This is a genomic window from Sorangium sp. So ce176, from assembly GCF_051519835.1.
Lineage (GTDB): Bacteria > Myxococcota_A > Polyangia > Polyangiales > Polyangiaceae > Sorangium > Sorangium cellulosum_G.
In genome coordinates, this window is record NZ_CP150371.1 from 237,904 (window position 1) to 256,187 (window position 18,284).

The following is an 18,284-nucleotide window of genomic DNA, read 5'->3' on the forward strand; positions in this document are numbered from 1 at the left end:
GACGGATCTCGACAATCGACGGTGATCGCGCGGCTACGCCGATGAGCTTGCTTACTATCATGCTCGACGCGTGGCGCAACGCATTTCAATGCATGATCATGGGAAGGAAAATTTTCGAGCGATCTTGCGTCGGTATGTCTGGAGCTGCCCGTTGCCAGCGGAAGAATCGATGGCTTGTAGGTGCAGTCAGCGTACCAGCGCTCCTCCTCGCCGCGGCGCCTGGCCGGCGAGCGTCGTGTGGCGCAAAAGCGCCTCAGTGAGCGCTGCTCGGCGCAAAAGCGCCTCACTCGAGGGCGCCGCCGAGCGTCGGTCTCATTGACGTGCTTCGCCGTGGAATGGGCGACCGCTCGTGTCGCTGAAGCTGAATAGTTGTCGTGTGCCTGTTTCAATGCAAGGACGAGGCGACAGGCCGGCGCGGCGTCGGCCGGGGCTCCGCGTCGATCGCCTCCGCACCGCGCCGGTCGCCGCGCGGCGCGCGGGGAGCCCTGGACTCTCGCGATCCATGTAGTCCGGTATGCGGGCAGGGATCACTTCGTATGGCACGTACAGCGCCTGCTGAACGGCGCTGCCATCCCGGAATGGACCCGGGGGCCTCGTCATGGATGGCGGAGGAGGGGGAGGAGAGGCCAGGGCGCAGGGGCGATGGCCGATCGAGGCGGGGCGCGGGAGCTCTTCGGAAAATTCACGGGGAGGCGAGGAGACGGGGAGGCAAATCCAGAAACTACTCCCTGCCTCCCCGCCTCCCTGCTCAATCTCTCACTGAAAAGGCCTGCGCAACGAGGGCATTCCCCCGCGCGCTCAGCCCTGCTTGCGCGGCGCCTTGAGCGACAGCTTGAGCAGCACGTCGTCGCGGATCAGGTCGTCCTGCTTGCCCGGATACTCGATACCGAAATCCTTCCGGTTGATCACGAACTCGGCGGTGCCCGACACGCTGTCGGCGCCCTCGGTGATCGTCGCGGGGAAGGTGATGGCCTTCTTCACCCCGTGCAGCTCGAGCTCGCCGGTGATGGTGTGCGTCGCGCCCTTCTCGCCGCCGGCCTTGATCTGCGTCGAGGTGAAGGTCGCCTTGGGGAACTGCTCCACGTCGAAGAAGTCCTTCGACTTGAGGTGACCGTCGAGCTTCTCCGCGTCCGTCTTCACCGACGACGTGTCGGCCTCGATGCTGAGCTTGCCGCCCTCGGCCTTGCCGCCGACGAGCGTGATGGAGCCCGAGATCTTCTCGAATTTCCCCTCGTGCTTGCCCGTCACCTTGGAGCCGACGAAGCCGATGGTCGAGGCGGCCGCGTCGATGGGGAGCGCCTCGGCGGCGCCTGAGGGCGCCTGCGCCTGCGGCTGCGCCGGCGCGGCGGACGAGACGGTCGCCCTGGGCTTGTCCTTGGTCGGATCCTCGCAGCCCGCGAGCGAGAGCAGGAGAGCCGCGGGGAGCGCGATGCGAGCGATGCGGGACGTGATCATGAGAGACATTCTCCTTAATTGGTCAGCCAAATTGCACAGAGCGCTTCGTGAACGTGCCATAGGTGAGCCCCGTGATGGGGAACGCCACGCGCTCGCCCACGTCGAGCGACGCGCCGACGGCGGCGACGACAGGCACGAAATGCTCGTGGGTCGGGAGCGCCATCCGCACCCCCGGCGCGCGCGCGCGGTAATCGAGCAGCGCGTCCACGTCCCGGCGCGCCAGGACGTCGGCGCACCAGGCGTCGAACTCGGTGGCCCAGGGCTGCGTGACCGCATCGCCGCGCCAGTCTGCCGCGCGGAGGTTATGGGTCAAGAAGCCGCTGCCCACGACGAGCACCCCCTCGTCGCGCAGCGGCGCGAGCGCCCGCCCCATCTCGAGGAGCGGGGCGGGAGAGAGGGTCGGCAAGGAGACCTGGAGCACAGGAATGTCCGCGCCCGGGTACATGCAGACGAGCGGCACGTACGCGCCGTGATCGAGGCCGCGGCCCGGGGCCTCCGCGACCCGACCCAGGGGGCCGAGCAGCTCGCGCACGCGCCGCGCGAGCGCGGGGGCGCCCGGCGCGGGATACGTCACCTGGTAGTACTTCTCGGGGAAGTTGTAGAAGTCGTAGACGAGCGGCACGGTCTCGGTGGCGCCGATCGTGACAGGCGCGTCGACCCAGTGGGCCGAGAGCATCAGGATGGATCTCGGGCGCGGCATCGCCTGCGCCCACGCGCCGAGCTCGGCCACCCACGCGCGATCGTCGAGCAGGAAGGGAGAGCCGTGCGCGAGGAAGATGGCGGGCATGCGCGCCTCGCGCGCCTGTTGCTGGGGTTCGGACATGGGACCTCCCTCGGTCGACGTCGACGGCCGGCATGCGCCCGCGAAGGGCAAGGCTCCGCCCGCGGCGAGCAGGAACCTCAGGGCAGCGCGGCGATCCATGAGACGGACCCTAGGATGTTTCCAGGAATGATACAATCGCCGCAGAATGAAACGTGAGGTTGCGAAACGGGAAACCATCGACGCCGATCTGGCCGATTTGCGGGCCTTTTGCCTGGTCGTCGATCTCGGATCGATCACGGCGGCGGCGAAGACGCTGGGCGAGACCAAGGGCAGCGTCAGCCGGCGCATCACCCGGCTCGAGCAGGCGCTCGGGGTGGAGCTGCTCCGGCGCAGCCCGCGGCGGGTGCAGGCCACCGACGACGGCCTCGCCTACAGGATGCGGGTCGGCCGGGCGCTCGAGCTGCTGGAGGACGCGAACGTGGCGGTGCAGCAGGCGCGCGCCAGGCCGAGCGGGCACCTGCGCGTGACCGCGCCGTTCGATCTCGGTCTGAGCATCCTCGCGCCGCTCTCGGCGGGCTTCGCGGAGCGCTTCCCCGAGATCTCGCTGGAGATGCTGCTCACGGAGGCGCTGCTCGACTTCGACGCCCACCAGATCGACGTCGCCCTGCGCGCGACCTCGAGCCTGCCGGACTCGTCGCTCATCGCCCACAAGCTGCTGCACCTCGAGGTCGGGCTCTTCGCCGCGCCGGCCTACCTCCGCAAGCACAGGCCCGTGCGCAGGCCCGACGACCTGAAGGGGCACCGGCTCCTGATGGCCCAGACGACGCGCGGCCACGCGACGATCGCCCTGCAGCCGCGCGACGGCGGCGACCGCGCGGAGCTCCGCGTGCGCGCGGCGATCTCGGCCTCGGATTACTCGTTCTGCCGCGAGGTCGCCCTGGCCGGGGCCGGGATCGCGCTCGTCCCCGAGGTCAACGTGCGGGGCGACCTCGAGGCGAAGCGGCTCGTCCCCGTGCTCACGGACCACACGATCGACGGCGCCGCCCCCCTCTACCTCGTCCACCCCGGGACGCGCTTCCTGCCGCCGAAGATCCGCGCCTTCCGCGACTACCTGCTCGACGCCCTCGGCGTGCGCGGGCGCCGCGCGTAGCCGCGTCCGGTCGGGCCGGCGCGCCGCCTCGCCCTCCGGACGGAGGCGGCCGTGCTCGCGCCGGAGCAGCGGATCACCACCGGCTGCTTCTGGGGAAGCAGCGCGGCCGCAGATCCGCGCGCCGTCGCCGCCGAGCGCCGCGCGACGGCGCCGCGCGCCAGCGGGCGCGGGCCCATGGACGGCCGACGCCGGCACGCGAGCCGCGCGGCGGCATGGGTGTTGCTGAACCTGCGGATCAAGGCGCGGCGCCGCCGGTGGAGCCGGTCGCGATGGCGCGATGGCCGACGTGCCGAAGCCCATCTCCGCGTCTCCCAGGACCCTTCTCCGTCGCCGGCTGGGCGGCGGGGCGGCGCCTGGGCGCCCGAGGAACAGCCACGCTTCCAGCCGCGCACCGAGGTCCATCTGCGCACGCTCATCGACAGGAAACGCTTTCTTCTGGTGCTCGCGGCGCTCGTCGCCCTGACCGGGTGCAAGCGCGAGGGCGCGGCGAGCGCCGCCCCCCGGCTCGCCCCGGACGCCCCGATCCCGGACGCGTTCCCGCGCGAGACGCGGCTCAGCATCGGTGATCCGACCGTGCAGAAGCAACTCCAGCTCTCCGGCGACATCGACAGGCTGCCGTTCGTCGTGGACTGGCAGAACATCAGCGGCGGACCGCAGACAGTCGAGGCGTTCCGCGCCGGCGTCCTCGACGCGGGCGCGGTCGGCGACACGCCGCCCATCCACGCCACCTTCACCGGACTCGACGTGAAGATCGTCGCTGTGTACGTCCGGGAAAAGCCGATCTACGAGCTGGCCACGGCGCCCGGCGTGCGCCTGTCGTCGATCCACGATCTCCGCGGCAAGAAGATCGCCTATTCGCCGGGGCAGGCGCAGGGCGCGCTCGTGCAGCGCGCGCTCCGGGCGGCGCGGCTGTCGCCAGCGGACGTCACGCTCGTCCAGCTCGCCAGCCCCGAGTTCAAGGAGGCGCTCACGAGCCGCCAGGTCGACGTCGCGCCGCTGTCCGGCACCATCCTGCGGCGCTACCTCAACGAGTACGGCGCCGAGGGCGCCTCGTCGATCGCGCACGGGGTCCGCGACAACCTCAGCTTCCTCCACGTGCGCGCGGCGGCGCTCGAGGACGCCCACAAGGCGGCGGCGCTGCGCGAGTACGTGAAGTGGCGGACCCGGGCCCAGCTCTGGGCCCACGCGCACCCGGACGCGTGGGTCGAGGCGTACTACGTCAAGGACCAGGGCCTCACGGCCGGCGAAGGGCGCTTCCTCATCGAGAGCGCCGGCAAGCCGCTGTACCCGCGCGACTGGGCCGAGTCGATCGCGCTGACCCAGGAGACCGTCGACCTGCTCGCCGAGGCCTCCGGCCAGGAGCGCTTCGAGGCCAGGACGATCTTCGACCTTCGATTCCAGACGATCGGAGCGGAGGTGGCCGGCGCCGCGCAGGGCGCCGCGCCGACGGACCGGCCGGCGACGGCCGAAAGGAGCACGCCATGACGACCGCACTGCCCACGAGGGCCGCCTCCCCGCGGCTCGCCAGCCTCCACGCCCTCTCCGCGACGGCCGACGTCCACGCGCCGCTCGACGACGTGCGCGCGCTCGCGCCGGCGAGCACGCCGCGCGGCCCGTCCGCCCGCGCCCTGTCCGGCCGCCGCCCGCGGCGCCGCCTGGGCCCGGGCCGGCGCCTCCCGTACGGCCTCGCGATCGGCCCGGCGCTGCTGCTCGCGGGCTGGGCGGTCGCGTCGGCGACAGGCGCGCTCGACGCGCGCGTGCTCTCCGCGCCCTGGACCGTTGTCGCCACGGCCCGCGACCTGATCGCCGACGGGCGGCTCCTGTCGAACCTGCTCACGTCGGCGCAGCGGGCCTTCCTCGGGCTCGCGCTCGGGGTCGGGCTGGGCACCGTCCTGGCGCTGCTCGCCGGGCTGACCCGCGTCGGCGAGGCGCTCGTCGACGGGCCGGTGCAGATCAAGCGCGCGATCCCGACGCTCGCGCTCATCCCGCTGCTGATCCTCTGGTTCGGCATCGGCGAGCAGATGAAGGTGCTCACGATCGCCCTCGGCGTCGTCATCCCTGTCTACGTCCACACCCACGCCGCGCTGCGCACCATCGACGCGCGCTACGTGGAGCTGGCCGAGACGGTGCGGCTGTCCCGGTGGCAGTTCGTCCGGAAGGTGGCCTTGCCGGGGGCGCTGCCGGGCTTCCTGATGGGCGTCCGGCTGGCTGTCACCGGCGCGTGGCTGGCGCTCGTCGTCGTCGAGCAGATCAACGCCACGAGCGGCATCGGTCACATGATGTCGCTGGCCCGCTCGTACGGCCAGACGGAGATCATCCTCCTCGGCCTCGTCGTGTACGGGCTCTTCGGCCTGGCCTCGGACTCGGCCGTCCGGCTCATCGAGCGAAAGACCCTGGCATGGCGACGCATCCTGGCCGGCTGATCGCGGCCCCGCCCACGGTGCGGATCCGCGGCCTGGTCCGCCGCTTCGGCGCCCGCACGATCCTCGACGCCGTCGACCTCGACATCCAGAAGGGCGAGTTCGTCGCGCTGCTCGGTCGCAGCGGCTCGGGCAAGAGCACCCTGCTGCGGGCGATCGCCGAGCTCGATCACGACGTGACAGGCTCGGGCGAGCTGAGGGCGCCGGAGAACCGCGCTGTCGTGTTCCAGGACACGCGGCTCCTGCCGTGGGCGCGGGTGCTCGACAACGTGATCCTGGGGCTCGACGAGCCCTCGGCGCGGGCGCGCGGCCTGGCCGCGCTCGCGGAGGTCGGGCTGGCCGGGCGGGAGCGCGCGTGGCCTGTCGAGCTGTCCGGCGGCGAGCAGCAGCGGGTCGCGCTGGCGCGGTCGCTTGTGCGCGAGCCGGAGCTCGTGCTGGCCGACGAGCCGTTCGGCGCGCTCGACGCCCTGACCCGCATGCGCATGCACGACCTCTTGCGCGAGCTGTGCGTGCGGCACCGCCCCGCCGTGCTGCTGGTCACCCACGACGTGGACGAGGCGATCACGCTCGCCGACAGGGTGCTCGTGCTCGTCGAGGGCCGCATCGCCGAGGAGCGGCGGATCGATCTGCCGGCGCCGCGCCCGCTGCGCCACCCCCGCTTCCTCGCGCACCGCGAGTCGCTGCTGGCCGCGCTCGGCGTCGCGCCGGCCGCCGCCGTCGCCGGGGACGTCGCGTCGAGCCCTGAGCTGGAATCCTGAGCTGGAATCTGACGTGGAAACTGACGTGGAATCTGACGTGGAAGGAAGTGCCTTGTGACCCATCGGCCTGGACAACTGCATCTCAACGCGTTTCTCATGAGCGTCGGCCACCACGAGGCCTCGTGGCGCTTGCCCGGGAGCGACCCGTTCGCGAACACGAACGTCGAGCATTTCAAGAACCTGGCGCGCATCGCGGAGCGGGGGAAGCTCGACTCGCTGTTCCTGGCCGACAGCCCGGTGCTCTGGAACAACGTGGGCCGCCGGCCGGCGGGGACGCTCGAGCCGACGGTGCTGCTGGCGGCGCTGGCGGGGGTGACCGAGCACATCGGGCTGATCGCCACCGCCTCGACAACGTACAACGAGCCGTTCAACCTGGCGCGGCGGTTCGCGTCGCTGGATCACATCAGCGGGGGCCGGGCCGGCTGGAACATCGTCACGACGGCCGGCGTGGACGCGGCGCGCAACTTCAACCTCGACGAGCTGCCGGCGCACAGCGACAGGTACGCGCGGGCGGCCGAGTTCATCGACGTGTCGCTGAAGCTCTGGGATAGCTGGGGCGACGACGCCCCGCTCGGCGACAAGGAGAGCGGCGTCTGGGGGGACGACCGCAGGATCTACCCGCCGCGGCACGTGGGCCGGTACTTCAAGGTCGAGGGGGCGCTCAACGTGCCGCGCCCGCCGCAGGGCTACCCGCTGCTCGTGCAGGCCGGCTCGTCGGACGACGGCAAGGAGCTGGCGGCGCGCTACGCCGAGGCCGTGTTCACGGCGCAGCAGACGCTGGCGGACGCGCAGCAGTTCTACGGCGACCTGAAGGCGCGGGTGCGCGCGCTGGGGCGCGATCCGGAGGGGATCAAGATCCTGCCGGGGATCGTGCCCGTCATCGGGGCGACGGAGGCCGAGGCGCAGGCGCTCGACGCGGAGCTCGACCGGCTCATCAAGCCGGAGTACGCGAAGCGGCAGCTCGCGCAGACGCTGCGCGTGAAGCCGGAGGACCTCGACCTCGACGCCGAGCTGCCGAAGGATCTGCCGAGCGAGGATCAGATCGAGGGCGCGAAGAGCCGCTACACGCTGATCGTGACGCTGGCCCGGCGCGAGCGGCTGACGGTGCGCCAGCTCATCGGCCGCCTCGGCGGCGGCCGCGGGCACCGGACGTTCGCGGGCACGCCCGAGCAGGTGGCGGACGCGATCCAGCACTGGTGGGAGCAGGGCGCCGCCGACGGCTTCAACGTGATGCCGCCGGTGCTGCCGTCGGGCCTCGCGGCGTTCGTCGACCACGTGGTGCCGATCCTGCAAAAGCGCGGCCTGTTCCGTACGCAGTACGAGGGCAGGACGCTGCGCGACCGCTACGGCCTCCCGCGGCCGGCGAACCTCAACCACGGTCGGGACCTGGTCGAGGCGGCGGAGTAATCTGCATTACATATTTGGCGAACCTCAACCTCGGTCGGGCGAACCTCAACCTCGGTCGGGCGAACCTCAACCTCGGTCGGGCGAACCTCAACCTCGGTCGGGCGAACCTCAACCTCGGTCGGGCGAACCTCAACCTCGGTCGGGCGAACCTCAACCTCGGTCGGGCGAACCTCAACCTCGGTCGGGCGAACCTCAACCTCGGTCAGGGCCCGGTCGAGGTATTGTGTAATATAAATAACAAATTATCGCCGGGCTCTCGGCTGCCTGCGTGGCTCACCTCCGACCCGACGCGCCGGTCTCGGCGAGCCACGCCGCGATGTCCTCGGCGAGCTCGCGCGGGGCGCTCACCGAGACGGCGTGCCCTGACGCGTACGTCGGGAACCGGAGCGCGATGTCCGCCTCGTCGCTGGTGAGGCGAACGACGCCGGGCCGGGCGGCGCCCGCGGGCAGCGACATGTCGATCTCGACCTCGTAGACCGAGCGCTCCGCGAAGAAGACAGGCAAGGCCTCCGTGTAGACGGCCGCGTCGTACCGAGCGTTGGTGATGAACGTCGCCGTGTGCGGCAGGACCTTGCCGAGCGCGCGCAGCGAGCCGTGGTCGCCGAGGTAGCCCTGGCACGGTAGCCCCTCGGGCAGCCAGTACGCGTCGTCTGCGCCGAGCCTGCCGAGCTCCGCGCGGAGCGCGCCCTCGCTCGCCGTCGCCCTCGCCGCCTCGCTGCCGCTCCAGAAGTACCGCGAGGAGGGCCACCGCTCCGGCGGCGTGAGCCCGGCGATCTCGGTCAGCCGCACGCCAAGGAGCGTCTCGAGGTGCTCCGGGTTGCGCATCGACCTCGCGGCGTGCTCCGCGACGCGCGCTCCTTCCTCGACAGTCCTGCGCACGTCGAAGCGGTCCCGCGCCCCCGGGGCCGCGAAGTGCTCGGCGAGGTCCGGGTCCGCCCGCGCGAGCGGCTCCTCGTACATCGCCTGCTGCAGCCCGAAGAGGTTGGGCTGGATCAGCACCTGCCACCCGAACTGCTCGGCCACCTGCGACGGCTCCTGGCGGGCTCCGGCGCGCGCCGGGAAGGCCGCGTCGAGGTGCGCTTGCATCCTGTCCTTCAGCCAGAGAGGCGCGAGCCCCATCACCTCGAGCCCGTCCGCGCGGAGCGCGTAATGTTGCATCATGTAGAGCATCACCGCAGCGCGCGTGCCGCCATAGCTCTCTCCTGCGACGACGACCGGGTTGTCGCGGAGCGCCTCGTGCGCGTCGAGGAACTCGAGCAGCACATGGATGAAGTCGGCGGCGTCGGCGATGTAGAGCTGCGCTCGACCGTGGCAGTCCGACGGGCGGGGGCTCGCGCGCTCGTACGAGAACCCCGTGCTGCGCGCGTCGACGTACAGCAGGTTCGCGAAGCGCGTATACGACGCGTCGTTCGCGATCGGCGCGGCGTTGGCGGGCGCCGTGGGGTCCAGCGTGTGGGGTCCGGTCCCGTAGGGCAGCAGGATGCTGGTTGTCGCGGCGCCCGGGCCGCCGTTGAAGAACAGGATGAGCGGCGCGCGCTCCGGGCGCTCCTCGGCGGGCAGGAAGGAATAGAACATCTGTGATGGCCAGCCCGGGCCGAGCGTCTCCGATCCCGGGACCTCGATGAACCCGGCCTCGGCGGACAGCGCGGCAGGGCGGCCGCCGGAGGATCCGCCCGTGCCGCGCTCGCCGACGGAGCCACCCGGATCCTCGCCGCTTCCACCGCAAGCCGCGAGCAAGAGCGCGACGAGGGTTGCCGTGAAGACAGACCTGGCGCGAAGCAATGTCATACAGGTTGGTGGACATTCCCCGCTTTCGCTATCAACGAAAGATCGCGTTCGGCAGCGCACAGCCGCGAGCTTTTCTTGTTCGATTCCGGCTCAGCGGAGCTCCGGCTCATGTACTTGGGTCCGACATGCGCGCTCCTTCCCTCTCCTGGTTCGCCTTCACCCTGTTCGCCCTGGCGGCCGTCGCCTGTGGCGATGAAGCCGGCAGCGGCCCGCCCTCCGGGGGCTCCGGGGGCTCCGGCGGCGAAGGCGCCGCGGGCGGCGGCGGCGGCGCGGGCGCAAGCGACGGCGGTGGCGGCGGCCATGCAGGCGGAAGCGGCGGCGGCGGCGCGGGCGGCGGCGGCGCGGGCCCGCGCGATCTCCTCGATCAGCTTCGGGACCTCGAAGGCCTCACGGTCTCGGAGGAGGAGTCGAGCATTCCCGGAACTCGCTACTTCGTCATGGAGCTCGACCAGCCCGCGGATCACGCCGACCCCGACGGTGTGCGCTTCCAGCAGCGCGTTGTGCTGCACCACCGGGATCGTGCGGCGCCCGTGGTGCTCGTCACCGAGGGGTACGAGATCTACCCTGAAGTCCAGTGGCTCGAGGAGCCGACCGAGCTGCTCGCCGCCAACCAGATCCGGGTCGAGCATCGCTTCTTCACCCCCTCCCGCCCGGAGTCAGGGGACTGGTCGCTGCTCACCATCGAGCAGGCCGCCGCGGACGTTCACCGCGTGATCGCGTCGATCCGGCCGCTCTACGACGGCCGATGGATCTCCACCGGCACCAGCAAGGGCGGCATGACCTCGGTCTATCATCGCCGCTTCTATCCGGCCGACGTGGACGGCACCGTGGCTTACGTGGCCCCGCACAGCGCTGGCGTCTCCGACCCGCGCTACGTCGACTTCGTGGCCGAGCGCGGCGACCCCGCGTGCCGCGAGGCCCTTCAGCGCTTCCAGCGCGAGGTGCTGCTGCGTCGCCCTGCCATGGTGGACGCGATGGAGGCCGATGCGGAGGAGCGCGGCGTCACCTATGACCTCCTCGGCGCCGACAGGGCGCTGGACGTCGCCGTCATCGAGTCTGTCTTCTCCCTCTGGCAGTACCGGGACTCGAGCTTCTGCCAGCGCGTGCCGACCGCGGCGTCGGACGACGGCGACGTCTGGGCTTTCCTCGACGAGGCGAACGCTCCTCATCTCTGGTCCGACCCCTGGCTCCTGAACGTCGAGCCGTACCACTGGCAAGCTGCGGCGGAGCTCGGCTATCCGGGCTTCGCGGAGGCGCACCTCGCCGATCTCCTCCTGTATCCTGGCGCGAACGTGCCCACCTCGTTCGTCCAGCCCCGTCCTGACAGCACGCCTGTCTTCGATCCCGGGGCGATGCAGGACGTCTCCGGCTGGCTCACCGCCGAGGGCGAGCGTTTCCTGTTCATCTACGGCGAGAACGACCCGTACACAGCCGCTGCCTTCGACGTCGGGGCTGCCCGGGACTCCCACCGTTTCATCGCGCCCGGCGGCACCCACGGCGCCGTCATCCTCGCGCTCGCCCCCGCCGATCAGGCGCTGGCCCTCGGCGCCCTCGCTGCCTGGACGGGCGTGACCCCCACCCGCCCCTCCGAGGCCGCGCTGCGCCCGCTGCTCCGTGGCCGCCGCTGGATGATGCGCGACTAGCGTCCCCCCGCTCCCTCCATCCCCCCGCAGCGCGCCCGGGGCGGCGTCCGGCACGACCCCGCCCCAGATCGGCGTTGCTCGCCGTTTCCGTTTCGTGGTGAGCTGAGGCCATGGTCGCTTCGAAGCTTGTCGCGGTCCTCTCCCCGTGTGCCCTCGCGCTGGCCGTCGCCGTCACGACGGGCTGTACCCCGTCCGAGGGGACGGTGGCGCAGGCGGCGGACTGCTCCACGGCCGGGCAGAACGAGTTTCTGTTCAACCTGATGAAGGATGTCTATCTCTGGTACGACGGCGTGCCGGATCTGGACCTCCAGAGCTACCCCTCGCCCGAGGCGCTGCTCGAGGACCTCGTCGACAAGGGCCGGGACCGCTGGAGCTACATCACGCCCAAGAGCGACTACGAGGCGTACTTCCGTGAAGGACAGACCCTGGGGCTCGGCTTCCGGTGGAGCTTCGACCAGGAGGGCAGCCTCCGGTTCGCCCTGGTCCACCCCGCCTCGCCCGCGGGCGCGGCGGGCCTCCGCCGGGGCGACCGGGTGCTGGCCGTCAACGACATCGACGTCGAGGAGATCGCGCGCGACGACCGCTGGGCAGAGGTGACGGGCCCCGACGAGGAAGGACACGAGATCTCGCTGACCGTCGAGCGCCCGGGCGAGGAGGTCGCCACTGTCGCCGTCCGGAAGGCCTGGTATGCCGTCACCACGGTGCTGAACCCGCGCGTCCTCCAGGTCGGCTCGTCGACGGTCGGCTACCTCATGCTCACCACCTTCATCGAGCCTTCGGCGGGAGAGCTCGATCGCGCCTTCGCGGCGTTCCGGGAGGGCCAGGTGAACGAGCTGGTCCTCGACCTGCGCTACAACGGCGGGGGGCGCCTCGACGTCGAGCGGCACCTCGCGAGCCTGATCCACCAGCCGGCGACGGCCGGCGCGCTGCTCGACATCACCGCGCACAACGACAGGCACGGCGACTGGGACAAGCGCGCCTCGTTCGAGGAGCTCGACGCGCCGGCGCTCCCCCTGTCCCGGCTGGTCGTCATCACCTCCGGCGGCACGGCCTCCGCCAGCGAGACGCTGATCAACAGCCTCCGTCCTTACATCGACGTCAAGCTCGTCGGCTCGACAACGCACGGCAAGCCCGTCGGCATGCACGGCTGGGACTACTGCGACAAGCTCATCAACCCGATCTCGTTCCGGGTGCTCAACGCCAGGGAAGAGGGCGATTACTACGACGGCTTCACCCCGGATTGCCCCGCCGGCGACACGCTCAACGCGGAGCTGGGCGACCCGGACGAGACGGCCCTCGCGGAGGCGCTGCACCTCCTCGAGCGCGGGGAGTGCTCGAGCCAGCCGGTCGGGGCGGGCGAGCGGCGCCCGGCGCCGCCGCGCGAGATCCGCTGGGACGGCCTCCGGCGCGAGATCGGCGCCCTCTGAGGCGATCGTGGGCCTGCCGCGGGCGCCGTAGGCCCGCCCGGTCCTGCGCTGCCCGGTGGGCCGGCCCCCGGCGTCGCGCCGCGTCGAAGAAAGAGCGCAGCGACCGGCTTGACACCATGAGCAGCTTGGCAGACATTCCTCCGCCATAGCGGACATATGGCCGCGGCCAGGAGGGACTGTCATGAGCCTGCAACTCGGAAGCATCGCGCCCGATTTCGAGCAAGAGTCCACGCACGGGACCATCCGGTTCCACGAGTGGGCCGGGAATTCGTGGGTGATCCTGTTCTCGCACCCGAAGGATTTCACCCCGGTCTGCACGACCGAGCTCGGCGCGGTCGCGAACCTCAAGGCGGAGTTCGACAAGCGCGGCGTCAAGCCGATCGCCCTCAGCGTCGACGACGTCGACTCGCACAAGCGCTGGACCGTGGATATCGAGGAGACGCAGCGCACGAAGCTGAACTACCCGATCCTCGCCGACGTCGACCGCAAGGTGTCGAGCCTCTACGGGATGATTCACCCGCAGGCGAATGACACGCTCACGGTCCGCTCGGTGTTCGTCATCGACCCGAACAAGAAGGTCCGCGCGACGTTCACGTACCCGGCGAGCACGGGGCGCAACTTCGACGAGCTCCTGCGCCTCATCGACTCGCTCCAGCTCACGGACAGCCACTCCGTGGCGACGCCGGCCAACTGGAAGGACGGCGATGACGTCGTGATCGTCCCTTCGCTCCAGGATCCCACGGTCCTCGCGCAGAAGTTCCCGAAGGGCTACAACGCCGTCCGCCCGTACCTGCGCCTCACCCCCCAGCCGAACCGCTGAGCGCCGCCCGCGCGCTGCTCCTTGCGTGAGGCACACCCGCGCGAGACGCATGACCCGGCTGCTCGTCCTGCTCGCCCTGTCGCTCCCGGCGTGCTCCCGCGCGCCGGCGCGCGAGGCACCCGGGACGAGCGCCGGCGCGCCGCGGCCGTCGGCGCCTGCGGCGCGGGACACGCGGGACGCCGTCACGCGGTGGAAGCTCGTGCACCACGAGACCTTCGACGCGCCGTTCCGGGAGCCCGCGGCGTGGACCGAGGACTCCTATGGCGACGGGAGCCCCTATCACGTCGATTCTTTCGATGAAGACGGCGCGTTCTTCCTCGCGCGCGGCGGTGAGGTGTTCCGCGAGGGGCTGAGGAAGTTCCGCTCGTTCCGGAAGTCCTTCACGTACGGGGAAGGGGGCTGGCTCACGGTCGAGCTGTACGGCCGCGACAGCGACAGCGACGGCGTCCCCGAGACGGGCGGCCGCTTCGAGGCGGTGGGCGGCCGGGCGCGGCTCGTCTCGACCCGTCATCACGACGGCGCCATCCTCCGCTCGACAGCGCCCTTGCCGGCGCGGTACCGCGTCGAGGTGACCGTCTCGAACATCGCCTTCGGCGGCATGGTCGAGGGGAGCTGGACGCACGGGGGCAAGGTCAACGGCTATGACGGCGACGAGGCGGCCGACCCCTGGCGGTTCAGCGACCTGAGCACGACGCCGCTGTCCGCGACGTTCGGAAACGGTGTTTACTTTCTCTGCATCACCGATTACGCGCGCCCGGCGCCGCACAACAACGTCTTCATCCATCATCACCGGAAGGTCGTGATGGACACAGACAACAACTTCGGCGAGGGCGGCCCCTGGTCGTCGGTCTGGAACCCGTTGACCGGCCGGGCCGAGCAGGACGGCTCGCGCTACGTGAGCATGCTGTGGCTCCGCGGCGACGCCTTCGGGAGCCCCTGGAACGGCAACGGCTTCACGTCGTACACGCCGGGCGGGTGGAAGGTCGGCCCGGTCTTCGTGGACAAGTACCTCGACGGGGAGGCGTACGTGTTCACCGTCGAGCGCGACGGCGAGGGCTACGCGATGTCCGCGGCGGGCAGGTTCCATCACGGCGGCCGCACGACGTACGCGGCCCGGAGGGGCTTCCGCGAGCCGCCGGTGACCTGGCATTACAACCAGCGCCCCGAGGAGTACGAGCCTCCCGTCCACAACGAGACGGTCGACCACGGCGAGACGTTCGAGACCTGGCCGGCGGGGTCGGCCTATCCGGATCACTTCTTCTTCGGCGATCCGCACATCAACTACTACGAGGGCACCGCCGAGTTCGACGACGTGAAGCTGTACCTGCCGGACGACGGATAGCGCTCCTCCCGGCCGAGCGCGGCTCCGTGGAGCCCCTCGGGCCCGGCTCCGCTACTGGTTCGAGCCGATCAGGTCGAGGAAGTCGTTGTAGGCGTCGATCTTGTCCGCTCGAACCACGTCGAGCCCGGTGTTGATCCGACTGTCGTCGACCCGATGCGGGGCGAGGATCTCCCTGGTCGCGTCGAGGCCGATGCTCTTGATGCCGTAGAGGATGTAGGGCACGAGATATCCCTGGTAGTACTGCCGCTGGATGTGTGTGGCCTTGATGTGCCCCGTGCGCATGTAGTTGACCGTCCTCGGATCGAAGTCGAAGGCGACGATGGGGAAGTCGTTCTCGCCCGCGGCCTCTGCGGCCATGGCGCACCGATACGAGATGTTGAACAGGCCGATCATCCCCACGACGGGCGGGTCCGCTGTCTCGATCTGGGCCTTCATCCAGTCGACGTCCTCGGTCTCACCCGCCTCTTCCCAGCTGGCTGCGCGCACCAGGACCTCGTACCCGGCGGCCTCGAGCACCTCCACGGCGCCCTGCGTCCGCTCGAATCCGCTGACCCAGCCCGCGTCCTCGTTGCCGTGGATGAGCACCGTCCCCGGCGCCGGGAGGAGCTCCGCGAGCAAGGTCTCCCCGGCCGTGGCGCCGGCAGACCTGTCGAGCGTCCCGATGTGGAGCGAGCGCTTCGTGGTCGGCACGTCGGTGTCGAGCGTCACCACGTCGACGCCGTCCGCGACCGCCTCATCGACGGCGGCTGTCTGGGTGTTGCCGAAGGGCGCGATGCCGATCCCCTCCGCGCCGTCCGCGACCGCCTGCTTGATCTGTTGGTTCTGGAACTCGACCTTTTCCTCCTCATCGCCCTTCGATTCGATGGGCCCGAGCACGCTCCCCGTGACGTCGAGCTCACCCATGGCCTGGTTCGCGGCCCTGACGACCGGCGACCAGAAGCCGTCGGCCTCCTTCAGCAGGATCGCCATCTGCATGGGCTGGGTCGCGTTCTTGTTGATCTCGGCGACGAGGTTGTCGATCGTCTCCTCGAGCTCCATGGGCGTGAACTCGCTCGCGAGGGTCGGCGCTCGCTGGATGGGCGCGGTCCGCTCACCCGCGCCGGGGGCATCGCTCGATCCGCATGCCGCCGTCATCAGCGTGAGCCCGAGCGCCGTGATCCCCCATCGTCCGATCGTCAGCATGAGACCCCTCCTCGTCTGTGCGCCCGACGTGAACGTCACCGGGGGAGACTCTGCTCCTCGTAGGGCAACAGGCTCCGGAGGACGATTGCAGCGTCGGGGTGACTGGCGCTGTAGGTGAGCACGATACCGAGAGCAGGTACGCGAGTCCCACAACCGGTCCAGCCTCCACGCAGCACACGCGTCGTCCACGATAAACGGACCACACGCCGGTTCGAGCTGTCAAGAGGGATGTCCGTGGTGCGCACAAGGGCTGGAGTGGCGGGGTCGCGCTTTCCCATGCTTGTTCCCCTGCTTGTTCCCTGCTTGTTCCCCTGCTTGTTCCCCGTGATTTCCGATTCCGCGTATTTCCCGCCTCTGCGTCTTTCACGCCCTTCATGCAATGCAGACCACGATCGGTCCGCTGCGCCGCCCCATGACCGCGGTTCGAGCGGGGTGCACGGCGGAGGCCGGGAGGTCGCCGCCGCGCTACGACAGCTCAGCCGGCGTCGCCGAGGGGCGACGCGAGGACGTCGCGCACGATCGCGGCCACCTCGTCCGGCCGCGACAGGAACGGAGAGTGGCTCGCGTCGAGGCGCAGGACCTTCCGCGCGCGCTGCGACATCGCCTCCTGCGCGAACACCGGGATCGCGTTGTCGCGCTCACAGATCACGTACGTCGACGGCAGCTCCTGCCAGGCCGCGGCGGTCAGCGGCTGGGTGAAGGCGGCCATGGCCTGGGGCACCAGATCCGCCTCGGCGGCGGCCGCCACCTCCTCGGTGCAGTCGTTGTAGAAGACGCTGCGCGGATCGGCGGGCGTCACCGTCGCGCCGTCGGCGGAGAGGATCGACCACGGCGGGGGCTGTCCGCCGATCGCCGAGAGCAGCGACTCCCCCGGGCCGAGCATGAACGCGCACAGGTAAACGATGTGGGCGACATTGCCCGTCCGGGCCGCCACCTCGGTCACCGGCAGCCCCCCATAGGAGTGCGCGACAACGATCGCCTCGCCGGGCACCCCGGCGAGCGCCGCGCGGACCGCGGCCGCGTCCGCCGCGAGATCGCCGCGCTGGCCCGCCTCCGCCCCGGCGCTCGGCAGCTCCGGCACGCGCACGTCGATCCCGCTGCCGAGCAGCCTGCGCGCGACCCGGGACCAGCACGCAGGCCGGTGCCAGGCGCCATGGACGAGCACGACCGAGGGGATTGCGCTCATGAGCTCCTCGCCGTTGTGGCGCGGCCGCGACCTGCGGCGCGCGATGGGACGACAGCGACGCTAGCCGACCCCCTCGACCGGCACCAGCGCGCGCTTCGCCGGCGCTCCGGGCCCGCCCCCCGCGCGCCTCGGAGCCCGGCGCGCGCATCGAAGCGCGCGGGCACGACGTCGCGCCCCGGGCGAGCCCTGGACGGCGGCCCGAGTCCGGGGTAGATCCTGTATCGGAACGCAATTCCGTATAATGGAACGATCTGGGACGGTGGACAAGGCGGTGCGCGCCCTCGAGGCGCTGCGGGAGAGCGGCGGCAGCGCGTCGCTCGCGGAGCTCGCGGCGCGCCTCGGCATGCCGAAGGCGACCCTGCACCGGCTGCTCGCGTCGCTCGCGGCGCACGCGCTTGTCGAGCAGGACGGCGAGGGGCGCTACAGGCTCGGCGTCGGCCTCATCCGCCTCGGGCTCGGGGCGCAGGGGCTCGACCCCGTCGCGCGCGTGGCCAGGCCGGAGCTGGAGCGGGCGGCGCGCGCGTTCGGCGAGACGTTCTTCCTCGTGGCGGCGCGCGCGGGGCGGCTCGTCGTGCTCGACAAGGCGGAGGGCACCGGGCTCCTGCGCGCGGCGCCCACGGTCGGGGTCGAGGTACCTGTCGACCTCACGGCGAGCGGCCGGCTCTACCTCGCGTACGCGCCCGAGCTCGTGGGCGCCCCGCCCGCCGGCCCCGCCGCGCAGCGCGCCGCGCGGCGCGGCTACGACGTCAACGAGGGGGAGTGGATCGACGGGCTCACGGTCATCGCGGCCCCGGTGCTCGCGCGCGGCAGCCTGCACGGCTGCATCGCCTGCGCCGCCGCGGCCCAGAGCCTGCGCGGCGATCGTCTCGACGCCGCGGTGCGCCACACGCGCGAGGTCGCGGAGCGCGTCGCGCGCGCGCTCCAGGGTGAAAGCAGGAGGTGA

The 18,284-nt window shown here is 71.1% G+C and carries 15 protein-coding genes; 10 read left to right on the forward strand and 5 right to left on the reverse strand.

What is annotated here, in order from left to right; translation table 11 throughout:
* Positions 1–798 precede the first annotated feature (798 nt).
* Together WMF42_RS00935 and WMF42_RS00940 are read right to left on the reverse strand one after the other, a co-directional pair.
* Positions 799–1,455, reverse strand: coding sequence for a YceI family protein (locus WMF42_RS00935; protein ID WP_437689794.1), 657 nt, complete (start codon positions 1,453–1,455; stop codon positions 799–801).
* 22 nt (positions 1,456–1,477) lie between these two features.
* Entirely contained in the window at positions 1,478–2,278 is an 801-nt protein-coding gene (locus WMF42_RS00940) for a dioxygenase family protein (protein ID WP_437689795.1), read from the reverse strand.
* Between the two features lie 145 nt (positions 2,279–2,423).
* Between WMF42_RS00940 and WMF42_RS00945 the strand changes: the two genes are divergently transcribed.
* From WMF42_RS00945 to WMF42_RS00965, 5 genes are all read left to right on the forward strand, one after another.
* Complete coding sequence (locus WMF42_RS00945) at positions 2,424–3,368, forward strand: LysR family transcriptional regulator (protein WP_061606448.1); 945 nt, start codon at positions 2,424–2,426, stop codon at positions 3,366–3,368.
* A 438-nt stretch (positions 3,369–3,806) separates the two neighbouring features.
* Positions 3,807–4,853, forward strand: coding sequence for an ABC transporter substrate-binding protein (locus WMF42_RS00950; protein WP_437689796.1), 1,047 nt, complete (start codon positions 3,807–3,809; stop codon positions 4,851–4,853).
* Positions 4,850–5,791: an ABC transporter permease gene (locus WMF42_RS00955; protein WP_437689797.1), complete on the forward strand. Its 942-nt coding sequence runs from the start codon at positions 4,850–4,852 to the stop codon at positions 5,789–5,791. Before WMF42_RS00950 ends, WMF42_RS00955 begins: the two co-directional genes overlap by 4 nt.
* On the forward strand, positions 5,767–6,546 hold the full coding sequence (locus WMF42_RS00960; protein WP_061609989.1) for an ABC transporter ATP-binding protein: 780 nt from the start codon (positions 5,767–5,769) through the stop codon (positions 6,544–6,546). The genes WMF42_RS00955 and WMF42_RS00960 overlap by 25 nt, the downstream gene beginning before the upstream one ends.
* A 54-nt stretch (positions 6,547–6,600) precedes the next feature.
* Positions 6,601–7,953, forward strand: a complete 1,353-nt coding sequence (locus tag WMF42_RS00965; protein ID WP_267888107.1) for an LLM class flavin-dependent oxidoreductase — start codon at positions 6,601–6,603, stop codon at positions 7,951–7,953.
* A 273-nt stretch (positions 7,954–8,226) separates the two neighbouring features.
* Here the strand turns inward: WMF42_RS00965 and WMF42_RS00970 are convergent, their stop codons facing one another.
* Positions 8,227–9,741, reverse strand: coding sequence for a S10 family serine carboxypeptidase-like protein (locus WMF42_RS00970; RefSeq protein ID WP_437689798.1), 1,515 nt, complete (start codon positions 9,739–9,741; stop codon positions 8,227–8,229).
* Between the two features lie 125 nt (positions 9,742–9,866).
* Here WMF42_RS00970 and WMF42_RS00975 point away from each other — a divergent pair, with 125 nt between their 5' ends.
* The 4 genes from WMF42_RS00975 (at position 9,867) to WMF42_RS00990 (ending at position 14,973) form a co-directional block, all read left to right on the forward strand.
* Positions 9,867–11,384 (forward strand): S28 family serine protease, encoded by a 1,518-nt coding sequence (locus WMF42_RS00975; protein WP_437689799.1) that lies wholly within the window; start codon positions 9,867–9,869, stop codon positions 11,382–11,384.
* Between the two features lie 110 nt (positions 11,385–11,494).
* Positions 11,495–12,811 carry a S41 family peptidase gene (locus tag WMF42_RS00980; protein WP_437689800.1) on the forward strand — a complete coding sequence of 439 codons (1,317 nt, stop codon included), beginning with the start codon at positions 11,495–11,497 and terminating at the stop codon, positions 12,809–12,811.
* 181 nt (positions 12,812–12,992) lie between these two features.
* Entirely contained in the window at positions 12,993–13,631 is a 639-nt protein-coding gene (locus WMF42_RS00985; RefSeq protein ID WP_061609994.1) for a peroxiredoxin, read from the forward strand.
* Between the two features lie 49 nt (positions 13,632–13,680).
* Positions 13,681–14,973, forward strand: a complete 1,293-nt coding sequence (locus WMF42_RS00990; protein ID WP_437689801.1) for a hypothetical protein — start codon at positions 13,681–13,683, stop codon at positions 14,971–14,973.
* Between the two features lie 51 nt (positions 14,974–15,024).
* On the opposite strand, the gene WMF42_RS00995 is transcribed toward WMF42_RS00990, so the two are convergent.
* Together WMF42_RS00995 and WMF42_RS01000 are read right to left on the reverse strand one after the other, a co-directional pair.
* Positions 15,025–16,155, reverse strand: a complete 1,131-nt coding sequence (locus tag WMF42_RS00995) for a substrate-binding domain-containing protein (protein WP_061609996.1) — start codon at positions 16,153–16,155, stop codon at positions 15,025–15,027.
* 475 nt (positions 16,156–16,630) lie between these two features.
* Positions 16,631–17,341 carry an alpha/beta hydrolase gene (locus WMF42_RS01000; protein WP_437689802.1) on the reverse strand — a complete coding sequence of 237 codons (711 nt, stop codon included), beginning with the start codon at positions 17,339–17,341 and terminating at the stop codon, positions 16,631–16,633.
* A 241-nt stretch (positions 17,342–17,582) separates the two neighbouring features.
* Here WMF42_RS01000 and WMF42_RS01005 point away from each other — a divergent pair, with 241 nt between their 5' ends.
* Positions 17,583–18,284 (forward strand): IclR family transcriptional regulator, encoded by a 702-nt coding sequence (locus WMF42_RS01005; protein WP_437689803.1) that lies wholly within the window; start codon positions 17,583–17,585, stop codon positions 18,282–18,284.